We start from the raw sequence: 14,683 nt of genomic DNA, 5'->3' as shown, positions 1-14,683 counted from the left end.
TCTCCCTTGACACGGCGAAGAGGTTATCCCACTCTCTTGATCGCCGGAGCCTCCTGATTCACCGGTCGAGCTTCTTGCTCTTTCGTTTTCCGCCACTGCCAATATTCAGACATATCCAAGTATTTGCGCCCTGACATCCATTTTTCATCGATTTCGATCAACACGGCGCCAACGAGGCGATACACCGATTCCCGGTTCGGAAAGATGCGGATGACCCGTTCTCTGCGGCGGATTTCTTCGTTCAGCCGTTCCACTCCGTTGGTCGTACGCAGGCGCCGCCGGTAACGGTCCGGATCGTCCAATACGGCGGTGGCGTCTTCGAATCCCTCTTCGAGGATTTGCATGGCTTTTGGGGCTTTTTCTTCCCATTTGGCCAGCACTTGTTCCAATAACAGCCGGGCCGTTTGCTTGTTTGGGGCATGAAGAATCCCCCGAACCTCCTCGAGCAAGGCATCCTGCCTATACTTTGGTGCGGCATCGAGGATATTGCGAATAACATGTGTTTGGCATCGCTGCCATGTCGCTCCTTGGAAATGCTTTTCAATGGTTTGCACCAGCCCGCCGTGCTGATCCGAGATGATCAAGTCCACTCCCCGGAGCCCCCGATGTTTCAGCCACTCAAAAAACTCGCTCCAGCTGGACTCCGATTCACTGTTTCCGATTTGCAGACCAAGAATTTCCCGATATCCTTCCTCATTCACTCCCGTGGCGATCAACACGGCTCTGGAGCGCACCCGCCCATCTTCCCGGACTTTCGTATAAATCGCATCCACCAGTACAAACGGATACACGTGTTCATGCAAGGAACGATGATTCCAGTTTTGGATAATTGGATCCAGCCCCTTGCACAGCGAGGAAACTGTGGATTTGGAAAACGAGGTGCCGCACAACTCCTCTGTGATTTGGGTGATTTTCGGGTAGACACCCCGTTTGCCACCATTTCCATGAGTGGCAGCACCAGTGCTTGTTCGCTCCGTTGATACCGTTGGAACAGTTTCGTAGAGAACTCTCCATCTCTTGTTCGTGGAACGCGCAAGGTCAATCGCCCCACCCGGGTTGTCAGCTGGCATGGATATGAACCATTTCGATAGCCTTTTCGTTCTTCCGTTCGTTCATAACGACGAGCCCCCAGCTGTTCTTCCACTTGGGCCTCGAGGATTTGATTCAGGACTTGTTCCAGCAGCTTCGCTAATTCCTCATCTCTGGCGAATAACCCGTGCAAAAGTCCATCATTTAGGGTAATATGATATTGAGCCATGGTTGCATTCCTCCTTATGTTTGGTGTTTTTGGTCCACTGTTTATTCTATCAAAGGGGAAGCAACATGGCTCTTTTTCTATTTCCCTTTTTTACACAATTATATGGACTTAACTAGAACGGACTTTGATGCTGATCCATATTTTACTCTCTTTTTTGTCGAAATGTGGTTCATCACCAAAAGATGTACTTGACTTTTAAAGACAAACATGATAGCAATGTTTGTTGCTCAAAGAGACGTATGGTATTAAAAGGAAAAACGCTGTTTTGATTTTCTCTATCATGATCGTCTTTATTTGTCAAGTACACTTTGTGGTGAAGAGCCCGAAATGTCATTCTATAGAAATAGTTAATTTATCATTTTTTAAACTGGGGGTGAATTGTATTTTACTTATCGGTAAATTTTCACCTTTGTTAGTACCCCCTGACGCTTTCTTCGCTTTTAAATACTCATCAATAGTATCGTATTTAGTCGGGGAGACTTGAAAAGTATATTTAATACCGACATATAAATTCAATGTAAAAAATTTTTTGTTCACAATCATAGTTTTATCTTTAGGAACATAGGCAATTTCTTTGGTTTGATATCCTTTTGCAGAAATATGCACTAAGAACTTAGAATACTTGCCACTCTTATCTAGTATTTGTATGGTTACAGGTATTTTATTAGGGAGTTGATTAACCGCATCTTTTTTATTGGAACAAGCGACTAGCAATACAATAATGGTAATAGCCAATAAAAATATTTTTTTTATTTTAAACACCTCCTTCAAAAAAAATACAAAAAAAACTTTATTTGCAACTAATGTTATAGTATACTAAATTTAAAGAAAATTCAATGTTAAGGAGGGGGACAAATTGAAAAAGGCGAGAATTGTTTTATTTTCACTAGTGTTATCACTTTTACTTTCCGGTATGAGTTTAGCGAACAAAACTCTTGCAGCAACGTTCAACGAAGCGACTTCCAAAAATGATATTTACGAAAAAATTACGCGTCCGAAAATAGGAAAGGAACGTACTGAAAGATTATTAAATTATATTAAAAGCACTAAAAAGCCTGTAAAAAATTTAAGCAGTGAAGACCTCAAAAAACTTCAACAAGACCCGTCAATCACCTCTTTTAGTTCTCAAGGAGAGATACTAAAACTTCCTTTTACTTTAGAATCCAAAAATTTAGAATCAAAGAATTATTCAGCAATTAGTTCATTACCAATTCAAACTGCAGCAGCTGATAATAGAGTTCGGATAAATCCAACTACAACTTACCCTTATAATGCTATAGCTCAAATAGATTATACAGATGGCACATATGGCTATAGTTGTACCGGTTGGTTTGTTGACAAAAATACTGTTGTTACTGCAGCACATTGTGTTTATGATACTTACAATAATAAATTTTATCAAGCATGGTATGTGTATCCTGCAGAAAACGGGACTCAACTACCTTATGGAGGGATGGCATCAACGACAGCATATGTTACTAGCTCATGGCAACTAGCCAATCCGCCAGATGCAGACAGTATCTACTATAAAGATGTACAATACGATTTTGCTGTAATTAATTTGTCATCAAGTATAAATCATCCAAACTATTTAACTATTAATACCAATCCGCAAGTTAATAATAACATCTTTTCAGTAGGTTATCCTGCCGATAAAGGATTTATGTCCAATGGTTCATATTACTATTACATGTATGGAAGCTCTGGTAATATAAGTAAAATTGAAAATAATACCATTACACATACTGCCTATGTTACACCAGGAATGAGTGGTGGGCCAATTATGTTAACTAGTAATTGGAATGCTGTATCTTTAAATAGTACTTCTAGTTGGGGAATTGCCTTTTCAACAGTTTCTAAAAATTTCATTTTAACTTGGGGTGCTCAAAATAACTAGGAGTGCTAGTGGAATAAGAAAAACAAGAGGTAAGCAAACATATATATGCTTACCTCTTGTTTTTTTAAGGATTTCTAGATTTTAGATCTTGGTAATGATTTGCAGGGCTTTTTTATTTATGTAGTATAGAGAAGTGTTGAGGAGAGCGATCCCATGTTCGAAATCGTTGGCAAATTGCGTTGTCCCGTGTGTTCTGAACCGGTTCGGCCAGACGAGAAAGTATTCCTCGACACCATCAACACTGTCATGCATCAGAAGTGCTACTACAAATCTCCACAGCGCAAACTCCCAATCAAGGATGAAGGTTCATTCCAGAAAATGCTCCTGAAATATCCGTTTTTCCATGAGGACGATGAAGATGATTCCATATGAAAAGCCCTTCTCATCCGAGATGGCTTTTTTAATACACAGTGTTTTTTACAAAATGAATAAAAACTTTTAGAAAATCTTGCGATAGCTTACAAATAATGAGTGTATAAAAGAAGGTATTAGCGCTTCGATGTAAAAATAAATTATGTAGAAATAACCTTGGTTGTAAGAAAAAGAGAGGTTTGTTAACCGATGAAGCATACGAAAGTAATGAGGTATCAAATAAATTATCAAACCCTTAAACGCAGAATGGAATGAGTTAGGAATGGTTCTCCGTGAAATCCAAAAAGAAACTCGTATTGCATTAAACAAAACAATTCAATTGTGTTGGGAATATCAAGGATTTAGTGCAGATTACAAGCAGATACACGGTCAGTATCCTAAACCAAAAGATATTCTAGGATACACAAGTATGCACGGATACGCTTATAACCGTCTAAAGAATGAATTTAGCAAGATCGCCAGTGCAAACCTTGCGCAAACGATTAAAAGAGCGGTAGATAAATGGAATAGTGACTTAAAAGAAATTTTACGCGGTGACCGCTCCATCCCTAGCTTTAGAAAAGATTGTCCAATTGATATCGTTAAGCAATCAATGAAAATCCAAAAATGTAATGATGGGTATGTATTAAGCCTCGGTTTAATTAATAGAGAGTATAAAAATGAATTGGGACGGAAAAACGGAGTATTTGATGTACTTATAAAGGCAAACGATAAAACCCAGCAAACCATATTAGAACGAATTATAAATGGCGATTATACATATACAGCATCTCAAATAATCAATCATAAAAATAAGTGGTTTATTAACCTTACCTATCAATTTGAAGCTAAAGAAGCAGCCTTGGATCCCAATAATGTCATGGGAGTTGTGTCAAGGCCGATTATTTTTTCCCCAAAATCGCCGGTTTAAAATTCCCCAGAAGGACCTCATGGATCCTTCTGTTTTTCTTGTTGGAGCCTTTTTTCCCGTAATCGATAGCTTTCCCCCTTTAGGTTGAAAATCATAGAATGATGCAGTAATCGATCTAACATCGCTGTCGCCAAAACCGAGTCTCCCACGATTTCTCCCCATTCCCCAAAGCTTTTGTTGGAAGTGAGGATAATCGGGGCATGTTCGTACCGACGGGCGACGACCTGAAATAAGTAATGAGCGCTGTTCGGGTCCAGTTTTAAGTACCCCATTTCATCCATAATGAGAACAGTTGGCTTCACAAACATACGAAGCTTTTTTTCCAGCTTTCCTTCCTGGTCGGCTCTTCTTAACTGAGTGACCAAATCATGGGCGGTAATAAAATACGTTTTATATCCTCTTACGATCGCCTCCATTCCAATCGAAATCGCCAGGTGCGTCTTTCCAATCCCCGGTGGACCGAGAAAACGGATATTCTCTTTTTGCTCAATAAAAGACAACGTAAGCAGCTCTCGAATCCGACGCTCATCCACTGAAGGCTGTGCGGTAAAATCAAACGTATCGATCGTCTTGCGATATGGCAGTTTGGACAGCTTGATGAGCGTTTGGATCGATCGTTCCTGTTTTTCGACGATTTCTGCCTCTAATAAGCGGAATAAAAACTCCGAATATGGTATATTATGAGTAGCTGCGTATTCTGCCATGGCGGACCATCGTTCCGCCATGACAGGCAAATGGAGTCGGTGGCAATACTCGTGTATTCGTTCTTTCATGAGCTTTCCCCTCGCAGGAATGCGTCATAAACGGACAATGGACGAGTATCCACTTCCACCGAAACAGGCGAAATGGTGGCCGCCATTTCCGTCTGTTTCTTTTTTATTTTTTCGGCGAATGCCATTACTTTTTTCTGTTGGTTCAAGTAAGAAATCTCCTCCCCTCGATAGTACAACCGAATATCCCCATTCAATCGCTCCTTTACCAGAATTTCTTTGCCCGCATACTCCGCCGATAAGAGCCATTGTTCCCCTTTGTAGGAGAAACTGCCATCCCAATGCACTTTCCGATAGGAAAGATAGCTCGTATCGTAATCTTTCTGTGGGAGAGGTTTCAACTGTTCCTCTGCCCAACGCTCTTGCGGAGGAATGCCGGTAGTGGCGTTTGGCTTCCGATTCGCCACTTGATCGAGCCAACGATGGAGAAGGAAATTCAATTCTTCGATACTTTCAAACGATGTTCCTACATAGAAGTGATCCATAATATACTGAATGGCTCGTTCGACTTTCCCCTTTGTCTGGGCCCGGTAGGGCCGGCATACTTTTGGAATAAATCCATAGTAACTCGCAAATTCAGAAAATCGCTGATTCCATTTCACCACTCCTTGTTCCCGGCCGTCGGCAACGGTCTTCATATTGTCAAATAACACTCTCTTTGGAATCCCTCCAAAGTACTTGAAACTTTGAATCAGGCATTCCATTAAGTGCTCCTGGTCCTGGCTGGTCGTAAATACCGCGTATTTCATCCGCGAATAGCCTAACGTGGCCACAAATAGCGATAACTTGACTTTTCTCCCTTCGATCACGACCTCCCCAACTTCTTTCCAATCGACTTGCATTTGTTCGCCAGGAAGCGTTTCATAACGAACGGTGTATTTCTTTTTCGCCGTCTCTCGGAAAGGCTGCATATAGTCCTTTAAAATCGTCTTTCCTCCCGTGTAGCCCTGTTGTCGAATTTCGAAAAACAACTTTTCGCTATTAAACACCCCATCCTCTAACATCCGTTTTTGAAGATATGGTTTAAATGGATCCAACTTGCTTTTTCTTGGTTTTCGCTTGAATTTGGAAGGGGGATTGGGGGAGTGAATATATTTTCGGACGGTTTTCCGATCGATCCCCAATTCCCTCGCAATATCGGAAATACTCATTCCCCTTTCATACATCTCTTTGATCATAAAAAATTCCCCTCTCGTCATCATGAACCATAGCTCCTCTCGTTAACACTATGGTTCTATTGTAAGTGGGGAATTTTATTCCGGCTATATTGGGGATTTTATCATCGGCTTTAACACCTTGCAATGTCATTGAAAAAGCCAATGAGCAGAAAAAAGCAAAACTTGGTCAAAAAGAACGGGCGTTATTGAAAAAATATAGTGCCGAAAACGAATCATTTGGCACAAGTTTAGGTGATTTGTTAAAGGAAGTATTAAAGAAAAAAGATTAAACAAGAAGCTGGTGTCGTTTCTGACACCGCTTTCGTTTTTAGCCTCGGCATGGTTTTTGTGCCAGCGATCGGAAAAATAAAAATGTTGTTCAACAATACTCACTTCGAAAACCGTTGGTGTCATTCATTCTCTCCTTCCGACTTTACAGGTTGTAATCCAGCTTACAGTAATTCTAATCGTTTTTTTGTATGATGGATTTACAAAACAAGAAAGGAGTGCTTGAATATGAGTCGTTTATTAAAAACAGGAGTACTCGGTGGCGTAGTTGGCGGAATCATATTTGGGATTATGATGCAAATGATGGGGATGATTCCGATGATTGCAATGATGGTGGGAAGCAAAAGTACCGTTGTTGGTTGGGGTATTCATATGATAATTAGTATCATTTTTGGTGCAGTATTTGGTTACCTTGTCACATTTACTAAACATATGTTTATCTTATCAGTCATTTATGGAATTATAATTTGGATTGTAGGTCCCCTAGTGATTATGCCACTTATGCTTGGTATGGGAACAATGATAGCCCATGCTTTTGAACCACAACAATTAATGAGTTTGATGACGCACTTATTTTTCTCGTTTGTTCTCGCAGCAACAGTTAAGATAGCAGAAAGAAAAACGGCAGAGACGGATGTGAATGTAACGAATTAATCTTAAAAAAGGGATCGAAAAATAATTCGATCCCTCTCCCTATGTTCTTTTTATTTCTGTTGCACGATTAGCTCTTGCAGATTGTTTACCATATAATTAGGTGTGACGTCAAGTAAATCCATAGTCGCTTTTTCACGGTTAATCCAAGCAGTTTGAAATCCGAATTGGCTAGCGCCTACAATATCCCATGTATTCGAAGATAAAAATAAAATCTCTTTTGGCTGCATGTTTAGCCGATTACATACGTGCTGATACGCTAGCGGAGAAGGTTTATACTGTTTAATTTCATCTACGCTGACGATATAGTGGAAATAGCTCGTTAACCCTGAATTATTTAGCAAAGGAAGTAGCATATCAACAGAGCCATTGGAAAAAACAACAAGTGTTTCGCTTTGTAACATTTCCAGTGCTTGTTTCACTTCTGTAAATAATGAAAGATAGTGATAAGCTTGTAACAAATCGGTAATGATTTCTTCTGTTATGTATACTTGTTCAACAGTACATACGTATTGGAGTGCGTTTTTTGTAATTTCGTGAAACGGGATATACGTGCCGATGATTTGGCGTAAAAAACAATACTCCAGTTGCTTTTGGCGCCATGATTGGCTGATTGATATGCCTTTATCCCCAAAATAGTATGTGCACTTTTCAGAAATAGAATACACATCAAATAATGTACCATACACATCAAATACATAAGCTCGGTATTTCATAGTTACACTCCTTTGTGGATTTAAGCTTTTTGTTTCTTCTATAGGTTGTTTTGTAAGTTATAAATATAGGGGGATATATACAGTCATGGTTATTTTATTTACTGCTTTATTAGGGATAATACTTAAAATTAGTGAACTCCTTGAACGCAAATACCATTTACACCGTTATTACTTGTCTATCCCTTTTATCGGAAGTGTTATTTTGTTAATTATCACTATTTTGACAAAAGTGATTTTTCATTATTCTCTAGAGTCACCTTTTTTATTTCAAAGGGTTGCTGTCACTATTTTTTTATTCTCGATCGGCTTTCAAATATCCCTTTTTGTGAATAAACTTTTTTTCAAACGTTTCGTCATTTTGTTAGCAATATGTGTTGCATTATTATTTTCTTTCGCATTCATATCATATTTCGTTCCACAACCGTATAATTTTATTATGGGCGACTGGTTTTTTGCGTATAATGAAGATTTCATCAAATTGACTGTCCCGTCTTATATTCAAAGTGAGATCGTATTCTGGGGTTATGGACAGTTAGCTATTGTTTTTTTTCTAACACCTGTTTTTTTACTGATCGTGAGTAAATGGTTGAAAAAACAGAACATTTCTAATAGCATGGATCTAATCAACCATTTGTATCAAGAAAAAATGACAATTCCTTTCACGAGGGAAACAGCTTATGTTATCCTGTTTTCATTCGGAATTGTCGTACTTACTCAACATATAACGGTGCTTTTTCTTTATGATTATGTGTATGCAATGTTTGGTGGTTTCTGTTATGGTTTATTAGCGAAAACTAAACAATTAAAACCGGATGAAAAAACGATCATGTTGCAACAACTAGGGACAGTAGGACTGTATTTATTTATTATGACTTCAATACAAAAAATAGCTTTTTTTGATTGGACTCGATTGTCTTATACATTCTTTTTTATACTTATATTAAAAACAATTATTGTTGCTGTATTTGTTGTTCGAACTGTTACATGGTTGTTTTCTGACTTATCTTTTTCAGAGAAGTTAGTATCCGCTGTTGCTGGATGGTCATTTATACTTAGCGCGCCGATTGTGTGTATGCATGGAATGAGAACAGCAGTTAATAAACACGGTGCTGTTCCCTACATATTGCTCATCATCCCTCCCATCATTCTGTGGTTGGTAAATTATATACATCTAGCGCTGCATCTAATCCTTTTGCAATAACTTGACGATTTTGGGAAATGGAATTGCTTAACGTCCCCAATTGAGCGCTTTTTTCTTTTAATATGGAAGAAATGGAAGTTAGATCAGCTTTTTGTTGATTTACACGAGAAATTGATTGATCGATACAATTAAATCGTTCTACTGTTTTTTGGACGATATCCATTCCTTTTTCCATTTCTTCTCTTCCTGACTTAGATAATTGATAAATACTCTTTATTTCATTGATAATAGAAGTGACCGATTGCCTAGCTTGTGTTGTTGCATTTGTGCTTTCATCAGAAAGTTTTCGGATTTCTTGAGCAACAACACCAAATCCTCTTCCATCTACTCCTGCCCTCGCTGCTTCAATCGAAGCATTTAAAGCTAACAAATTGGTTTGGGCAGATATTTTGTGTAGCGATTGGATAATTTCTGTTAATAAAGTAGACAAATCCAATAATATATTTGATTTATTTAATAACATAGAAGATAAACCATCAATACTTTCCATTACCTTCGTCATCTCATCCATAGACAATTTTCCATCTTTTGCATAGGTAGCTGCTTCATCTACTTGTTCGTTAATTTGGCTAGACATTTCCGATAAAACAATGGACAAGTTTACAATGTCTTCTGCAAGGTGAAGAAACTGTCCCATCTGTTCTTTTTGATTTCCCATTACTTGTTTTGCATTTTTAATTGTTTGAATATTTTCGTTTCTCATCTTATTTCTCCTTTCATTAATAAAATGTCACTTCCGACAATGATTCTGTCATCTGAAACGAGCACGGGAGCAATGATCTCTTTCATCTTTTTCTTTAATTGTATAGCAGCAGAAGGGTTTTTTAATATATTTATTTCTAAAAAAGGGATATTTTCTTCAAGTAAATGCTTTCGTGCCATATGACATTTACTACAACCATCGATCGTATAAAGAATATAATTCATAAAAAAACCTCCTAGCGTAACTATTTTACACCATTATTTTCTCACATACTGTAAGATGGATTACAGGAATCGATAAAAAAACAGCTATAATGTAAAGAGGGAGTTTATTGCTAAGGAGGCATATGTAACGTGGATAAGTTATTTTTATTGTCACAAATTAGTCTACTTGATGAGCTACCGATGGAAGAGTTGCACATCATTGATCAAATAAGCGAAATGAAACCTGTAAAAAAAGGAACGCTTATCCTATCTCCAGACAAAAAAATTGAAGCGTTGTTCTTGCTAAAAAAGGGGCAAGTACGTTTGTATCGTATGAACGCAAGCGGAAAGCAGTTTACAGTTGATATTTTAGTTGATGGAAATATTTTTGGTGAAACATCCACTTTATCATTAACGGATGATCAAATATATGCGGAAGCAATGACTGATACGTACTTATGCTTGTTAGGTAAAAAAGAATTTGAAACATTTATCGAAAAAAACCCAAAAATCGCTTTGAAACTTATTCATATATTGTCAACGAGGTTAAAAGAATTATACAGCTTAAGTGAAAAAATCGCCTTAAGTGATGTGAAATATCGGATTTTGTATTTGTTATTGAAACTAAGCGAAAAAACAGGAAAACGAAAAAAGGAATGGCAAACAATTGGAATGAAGCTCACCCATCAAGACATCGCTAGCATGGTTGGTGCATCGCGCGAAACAACAAGCGCAGTTATGAGTCAATTAAAAAGAGACGGCTTTATTAAAAAAGGAATTCATTTAGCTATTCATGTCGAAAAAGCATTAGAGCTATTAGATTATTGAAGGGACTCGCCGAGAATGAGTCCCTTTTCTTAGATTGTCCTATGTTTTATGCTTATTATCGGAATAATCGAATGTATTGTTTCACTAATTTTGGAATCCAGCCGCGAAATAATTTCTCGCGCCAATATAAGTCAGCTGTATGTTGAACGGCTGCTACATGAGTTGGATATGGGTGTATGACATGAGAGAGTTGACCAATTTTTTTACCAAACTGCTTAGCAAATACTACTTCCTGCATCCAATCCCCTGCGTTTTGGCCTACAGCATGTGCTCCAATGATGTATCCTTTTTTATCAGTAATTATTTTTACCATTCCTTCTGTTTGGAAGTCTGCTACGAAACGATCAACAGTAGATAATGGTGTTTTAAAGATATGAATATGATCGTGTTGTTGGCGGGCTTGTTGTTCTGTTAATCCTATATGGAAAATTTCCGGATGAGTGAATGTGACCCATGGCACATTCGAATAGTTTATTTTTCGTTTTAGTCCTAGTACAGCATTTTGTACAACTAGTTTCCCTTCCATTCCAGCTACATGTGTAAATGGGAATTTTCCATTTACATCTCCGATCGCATAAATAGTCGGAACATTTGTCTGCAAATATTCATTCACGATAATATGTCCTTTGTTATCGTACTGAACACCCGCTCTATCTAGGTCAATTGTATCTGTATTAGGAACTCTTCCAGAAGCAATCAGGATATCGGTGACTTCCATCTCGATTTCCCTGTCCTGAGTGTGGATTACAGCAATTTTTTTATTATTTTCCGTAGCTATGATTTTTTGAATAGATGCATTAGTATATATCGTTAGCTCACGCATCAGTTGTTTTTTTACTAATTGAACGATTTCTTCATCTTCTTGTTGTAATATCTCATTAGAACGTTCAATAACAATCACTTCACTCCCTAGCCTTGCCATGGCTTGAGCGAGTTCTATACCGATTGGACCACCGCCAATGACAAGAAGCTTTTTAGGCACGAAATCAATGTTGAATATTGTTTCATTTGTTAAATAATTAACTTTTTCTAAACCATCAATCTGAGGCACAAAAGGTCTTGATCCTGTTGAAATGACTATGCGCTTTCCAAATATCGTTTCCTCATCGTTGATCCATACGTGATGAGCAGAACGTAATTTTCCTTTACCAATATACACATCGACCCCTAATTTTTTAAATCGGTCAATATCGTCATGGTGTTGAATGTGCATAATGGCTGCTTTGATTCGCTGTGTAACTTGATTTAAATTAATATTTCCTTCTATGTTCATCCCCCATTCCCTTACTTTTTTTGCTTCATATATTTCGGAAGCTACTTTAATAAGCGCCTTTGACGGAACACAGCCGAAATGTAAGCAATCACCACCAAGGTGTGTTTCTTTTTCGATAAGAGCTACTCTCGCTCCAAGAGAAGCTGCCCCGGCAGCTACAGTCAATCCTCCTGCCCCTCCACCGATGACAATAAGATCATATTGTTTCAATTATCTCACACCCTTTCAGCGCAAAAGTTGTCGAGCTTCATGTAAACGTTGTAACCCTGTAAACATTTCTACTACAAAAAATAACAACGTAATAATCAAAACATAATTAGGCAGCAACATCATAAAAGAAAAGAAAAGAAATCCTTCTGTACGTTCAGCCAACCCCGCTTGATAATAAAATGATTTCATTCCTTTTTTTTCAGAAACAGCACCCACTGTTAAAAACACCGTAATGGAAAAAATAATTGAAACACTCAATAACAGAAGAGCCCATTGGACATGAGGATACTTAAACGCAATTCCTAAAATGACACTAATTTCAACAACGCGATCAAATGTTACATCCATAACTGTGCCCCATGGCGACACGTTTGTCTTTCTTGCCATCGTTCCGTCGACCGCATCTAAAAATCCAGAAATCCATAATACGACGATGGCTGCAACTGCATAATCAAAATAAAAAAGAATTCCTGAAGAAAGACCAATCAAAAAAGATATCATAGTGACTTGGTTCGCCGTTAATCCTATTTTCAAAAAAGAGGAAGCGGTCGTTTCAATAAGGGGTTGCACATATTTTCTCGCATGTGTATCGAGCACAGTTATTCTCCTTTCTGTTGTAATCCTAATTTTTGTCGTATTTTTGTATTTGTCATAATTGGTATAAGTGAAACGATGACAAACACAAAGACGGCCAAACCAATTATTATTTGATTTTCTGAAACAACACTTGAGCCCAAAAAATTATAAGCAAACGTTCCAGGGATAATACCGATCCATGTCGCCATTAGAAAATGGACGAACTTCACATTTGCTATTCCGGCTAAATAGCTGACGAAATCAAACGGAAAAATCGGAACTAGTCGTAATAAAAGCACATACGAAAACCCATTTTTTTGTAATTGTGTTCGCAGTTTCGTTGTTTTCCCTTTCCAACTTTTACGAATCATTCGTTCTCCCAATTTTTTAGCGACAAAAAAAGACAAGCTGGCTCCCATCGTTGCGCCAATGACAGTGTAGATAGTCCCCCACCATGAACCAAACGCTAATCCCGCTGCTAATGAAAGAATAGAAGCAGGGAAGAAAAGAAATGGACGAACTGTATATATGCCGATAAAGATTATAGGTGCAAATGTTCCAAAAGATAAAATCCACTCACGTATTGCTTGTGGTTTTATATTAATATAATGTTGATTAAACCAAATAATAAAGATAATAATGACTATGGATACGATTACTTTCCATATTGTTCGTTTTAACATGTTTCTTCATCCTTTTTAAATGTTTGAATATGTCCCTTTGAATGCACACCAACCCAAACATATTGCATGTTAGAAAAAGGAACATCGCTTTGAATGATGACATCTGTTTGCAAATCGATGATATTTATCTGATAGAAAAACTTCCCATATTTCATGAATGCTTCTTTTACAAGCCCTTTCCATTTCACATACCATCTTTCATTTGGAGAAGTAGACATTTCTAAATGTTTCGTATGAATAAACAATTCGTTATTGATGACGATACCATCGCTAAAAAATTCTGCGACGAATGAATTAGCCGGGTAATCATATACTTGTATAGGACTCCCACATTGTTGGATGATTTTCTTTCCCATCACAACTACTCGATCCCCGATCAACATTGCTTCTTCCTTGTCATGTGTAATAAAAATTGTCGATATTTTTTTTTCTTTTAACCATTGTTTCATCCATAAGCGAATTTCTGCTCTCAATTCATTGTCAAGGCTGCTAAGAGGTTCATCGAGCAGCAACAACTTTGGGTTGGTAATTAATGCTCTCGCTAGTGAAACACGTTGTTGCTGTCCACCAGATAATTGGAATGGATAAAAGTCTCGAAAGTTCTCCATGTTAATTTTTTTTAAATATAACGATACTTGTTCTAGTCGCTCCCTCTTTGTCATTTTTGTGAAATTTAACCCGTACATTATGTTTTCAGTTACTGTCATATGGGGAAATAATAACGGTTGTTGAAACATCATGACAATCGTGCGACGATGAGCAGGCTCTGCTGACATGTCTTTTCCTTCAATCCATATATGGCCTTCATCTAATTCTTCCAGACCTGCTATGCATCGAAGAAGTGTTGATTTCCCTGCTCCTGATGGTCCTATCAAACTGATCATTTCCCCTTCATTTATATCCAGATTAATTGAGTGAAAAACTGTTTCATTTCCATATGCTTTTTTTAAAGAATTGAGGGAAATAAATGCATCTCTCATATACACA

The 14,683-nt window shown here is 37.8% G+C and carries 17 protein-coding genes and 1 pseudogene; 7 read left to right on the top strand and 11 right to left on the bottom strand.

Features of this window, described 5'->3' with window-relative positions; all coding sequences use genetic code 11:
* Positions 1-23: 23 nt before the first annotated feature.
* Positions 24-1,258: pseudogene (locus LG52_RS12255) on the bottom strand (IS256 family transposase).
* A 330-nt stretch (positions 1,259-1,588) separates the two neighbouring features.
* On the bottom strand, positions 1,589-2,020 hold the full coding sequence (locus tag LG52_RS12250; RefSeq protein WP_044732153.1) for a hypothetical protein: 432 nt from the start codon (positions 2,018-2,020) through the stop codon (positions 1,589-1,591).
* Positions 2,021-2,114: 94 nt separating this feature from the next.
* Here LG52_RS12250 and LG52_RS19170 point away from each other — a divergent pair, with 94 nt between their 5' ends.
* The 3 genes from LG52_RS19170 to LG52_RS12240 all read left to right on the top strand — a co-directional run bounded on the left by LG52_RS19170 (position 2,115) and on the right by LG52_RS12240 (position 4,437).
* Positions 2,115-3,155: a trypsin-like serine peptidase gene (locus tag LG52_RS19170; protein WP_075261919.1), complete on the top strand. Its 1,041-nt coding sequence runs from the start codon at positions 2,115-2,117 to the stop codon at positions 3,153-3,155.
* Between the two features lie 153 nt (positions 3,156-3,308).
* The gene (locus LG52_RS12245; protein ID WP_044732152.1) at positions 3,309-3,527 is read left to right on the top strand and encodes a hypothetical protein; all 219 of its coding nucleotides are present in this window, start codon (positions 3,309-3,311) and stop codon (positions 3,525-3,527) included.
* Between the two features lie 262 nt (positions 3,528-3,789).
* Complete coding sequence (locus tag LG52_RS12240) at positions 3,790-4,437, top strand: hypothetical protein (RefSeq protein WP_044732151.1); 648 nt, start codon at positions 3,790-3,792, stop codon at positions 4,435-4,437.
* A 17-nt stretch (positions 4,438-4,454) separates the two neighbouring features.
* Here the strand turns inward: LG52_RS12240 and istB are convergent, their stop codons facing one another.
* Together istB and istA are read right to left on the bottom strand one after the other, a co-directional pair.
* Positions 4,455-5,210: an IS21-like element IS5376 family helper ATPase IstB gene (gene istB / locus LG52_RS12235; RefSeq protein ID WP_044732150.1), complete on the bottom strand. Its 756-nt coding sequence runs from the start codon at positions 5,208-5,210 to the stop codon at positions 4,455-4,457.
* Positions 5,207-6,409: an IS21 family transposase gene (gene istA, locus LG52_RS12230; RefSeq protein ID WP_044732149.1), complete on the bottom strand. Its 1,203-nt coding sequence runs from the start codon at positions 6,407-6,409 to the stop codon at positions 5,207-5,209. The genes istB and istA overlap by 4 nt, the downstream gene beginning before the upstream one ends.
* A gap of 41 nt (positions 6,410-6,450) precedes the next feature.
* Here istA and LG52_RS12225 point away from each other — a divergent pair, with 41 nt between their 5' ends.
* A complete protein-coding gene (locus tag LG52_RS12225; RefSeq protein ID WP_044736153.1) occupies positions 6,451-6,654 on the top strand; it encodes a hypothetical protein in 204 nt (67 codons plus the stop codon).
* 226 nt (positions 6,655-6,880) lie between these two features.
* Positions 6,881-7,306, top strand: a complete 426-nt coding sequence (locus LG52_RS12220; RefSeq protein ID WP_035066441.1) for a hypothetical protein — start codon at positions 6,881-6,883, stop codon at positions 7,304-7,306.
* 50 nt (positions 7,307-7,356) lie between these two features.
* Here the strand turns inward: LG52_RS12220 and LG52_RS12215 are convergent, their stop codons facing one another.
* A complete protein-coding gene (locus LG52_RS12215) occupies positions 7,357-8,019 on the bottom strand; it encodes a haloacid dehalogenase type II (RefSeq protein WP_044732147.1) in 663 nt (220 codons plus the stop codon).
* An 85-nt stretch (positions 8,020-8,104) separates the two neighbouring features.
* Here LG52_RS12215 and LG52_RS12210 point away from each other — a divergent pair, with 85 nt between their 5' ends.
* A complete protein-coding gene (locus LG52_RS12210; protein ID WP_044732146.1) occupies positions 8,105-9,220 on the top strand; it encodes a hypothetical protein in 1,116 nt (371 codons plus the stop codon).
* Here the strand turns inward: LG52_RS12210 and LG52_RS12205 are convergent.
* Both LG52_RS12205 and LG52_RS12200 read right to left on the bottom strand, forming a co-directional pair.
* A complete protein-coding gene (locus LG52_RS12205) occupies positions 9,162-9,923 on the bottom strand; it encodes a methyl-accepting chemotaxis protein (protein ID WP_044732145.1) in 762 nt (253 codons plus the stop codon). The two genes, LG52_RS12210 and LG52_RS12205, sit on opposite strands and share 59 nt — an antisense overlap.
* Positions 9,920-10,147, bottom strand: a complete 228-nt coding sequence (locus LG52_RS12200) for a glutaredoxin family protein (protein ID WP_044732144.1) — start codon at positions 10,145-10,147, stop codon at positions 9,920-9,922. Before LG52_RS12200 ends, LG52_RS12205 begins: the two co-directional genes overlap by 4 nt.
* Before the next feature lie 129 nt (positions 10,148-10,276).
* Here LG52_RS12200 and LG52_RS12195 point away from each other — a divergent pair, with 129 nt between their 5' ends.
* Positions 10,277-10,954, top strand: a complete 678-nt coding sequence (locus LG52_RS12195; RefSeq protein ID WP_035066431.1) for a Crp/Fnr family transcriptional regulator — start codon at positions 10,277-10,279, stop codon at positions 10,952-10,954.
* A gap of 55 nt (positions 10,955-11,009) precedes the next feature.
* On the opposite strand, the gene LG52_RS12190 is transcribed toward LG52_RS12195, so the two are convergent.
* Genes LG52_RS12190 through LG52_RS19490 form a run of 4 tightly spaced genes read right to left on the bottom strand, consistent with a single transcriptional unit; the run spans position 11,010 to position 14,676 of the window.
* On the bottom strand, positions 11,010-12,437 hold the full coding sequence (locus tag LG52_RS12190) for a dihydrolipoyl dehydrogenase family protein (protein WP_044732143.1): 1,428 nt from the start codon (positions 12,435-12,437) through the stop codon (positions 11,010-11,012).
* Between the two features lie 15 nt (positions 12,438-12,452).
* Complete coding sequence (locus tag LG52_RS12185; protein ID WP_044732142.1) at positions 12,453-13,034, bottom strand: CDP-alcohol phosphatidyltransferase family protein; 582 nt, start codon at positions 13,032-13,034, stop codon at positions 12,453-12,455.
* 2 nt (positions 13,035-13,036) lie between these two features.
* Positions 13,037-13,696, bottom strand: coding sequence for a TVP38/TMEM64 family protein (locus tag LG52_RS12180; protein ID WP_052523705.1), 660 nt, complete (start codon positions 13,694-13,696; stop codon positions 13,037-13,039).
* Entirely contained in the window at positions 13,690-14,676 is a 987-nt protein-coding gene (locus LG52_RS19490) for an ABC transporter ATP-binding protein (protein WP_052524508.1), read from the bottom strand. The genes LG52_RS12180 and LG52_RS19490 overlap by 7 nt, the downstream gene beginning before the upstream one ends.
* Between the last annotated feature and the right edge of the window lie 7 nt (positions 14,677-14,683).

The sequence above is a fragment of the Geobacillus kaustophilus genome (assembly GCF_000948285.1).
Classification (GTDB): domain Bacteria; phylum Bacillota; class Bacilli; order Bacillales; family Anoxybacillaceae; genus Geobacillus; species Geobacillus thermoleovorans_A.
This window is presented reverse-complemented; position numbering and strand designations above follow the sequence as displayed.

What these genes read in the sequence shown, in the direction of transcription:
- LG52_RS12245 (WP_044732152.1), top strand. Translation starts at nt 3,309, where the DNA reads ATGTTCGAAATCGTTGGCAAATTGCGTTGTCCCGTGTGTTCTGAACCG.
- LG52_RS12240 (WP_044732151.1), top strand. Translation starts at nt 3,790, where the DNA reads ATGGTTCTCCGTGAAATCCAAAAAGAAACTCGTATTGCATTAAACAAA.
- istB (WP_044732150.1), bottom strand. Translation starts at nt 5,210, where the DNA reads ATGAAAGAACGAATACACGAGTATTGCCACCGACTCCATTTGCCTGTC.
- istA (WP_044732149.1), bottom strand. Translation starts at nt 6,409, where the DNA reads ATGATGACGAGAGGGGAATTTTTTATGATCAAAGAGATGTATGAAAGG.
- LG52_RS12220 (WP_035066441.1), top strand. Translation starts at nt 6,881, where the DNA reads ATGAGTCGTTTATTAAAAACAGGAGTACTCGGTGGCGTAGTTGGCGGA.
- LG52_RS12215 (WP_044732147.1), bottom strand. Translation starts at nt 8,019, where the DNA reads ATGAAATACCGAGCTTATGTATTTGATGTGTATGGTACATTATTTGAT.
- LG52_RS12210 (WP_044732146.1), top strand. Translation starts at nt 8,105, where the DNA reads ATGGTTATTTTATTTACTGCTTTATTAGGGATAATACTTAAAATTAGT.
- LG52_RS12205 (WP_044732145.1), bottom strand. Translation starts at nt 9,923, where the DNA reads ATGAGAAACGAAAATATTCAAACAATTAAAAATGCAAAACAAGTAATG.
- LG52_RS12200 (WP_044732144.1), bottom strand. Translation starts at nt 10,147, where the DNA reads ATGAATTATATTCTTTATACGATCGATGGTTGTAGTAAATGTCATATG.
- LG52_RS12180 (WP_052523705.1), bottom strand. Translation starts at nt 13,696, where the DNA reads ATGTTAAAACGAACAATATGGAAAGTAATCGTATCCATAGTCATTATT.
- LG52_RS19490 (WP_052524508.1), bottom strand. Translation starts at nt 14,676, where the DNA reads ATGAGAGATGCATTTATTTCCCTCAATTCTTTAAAAAAAGCATATGGA.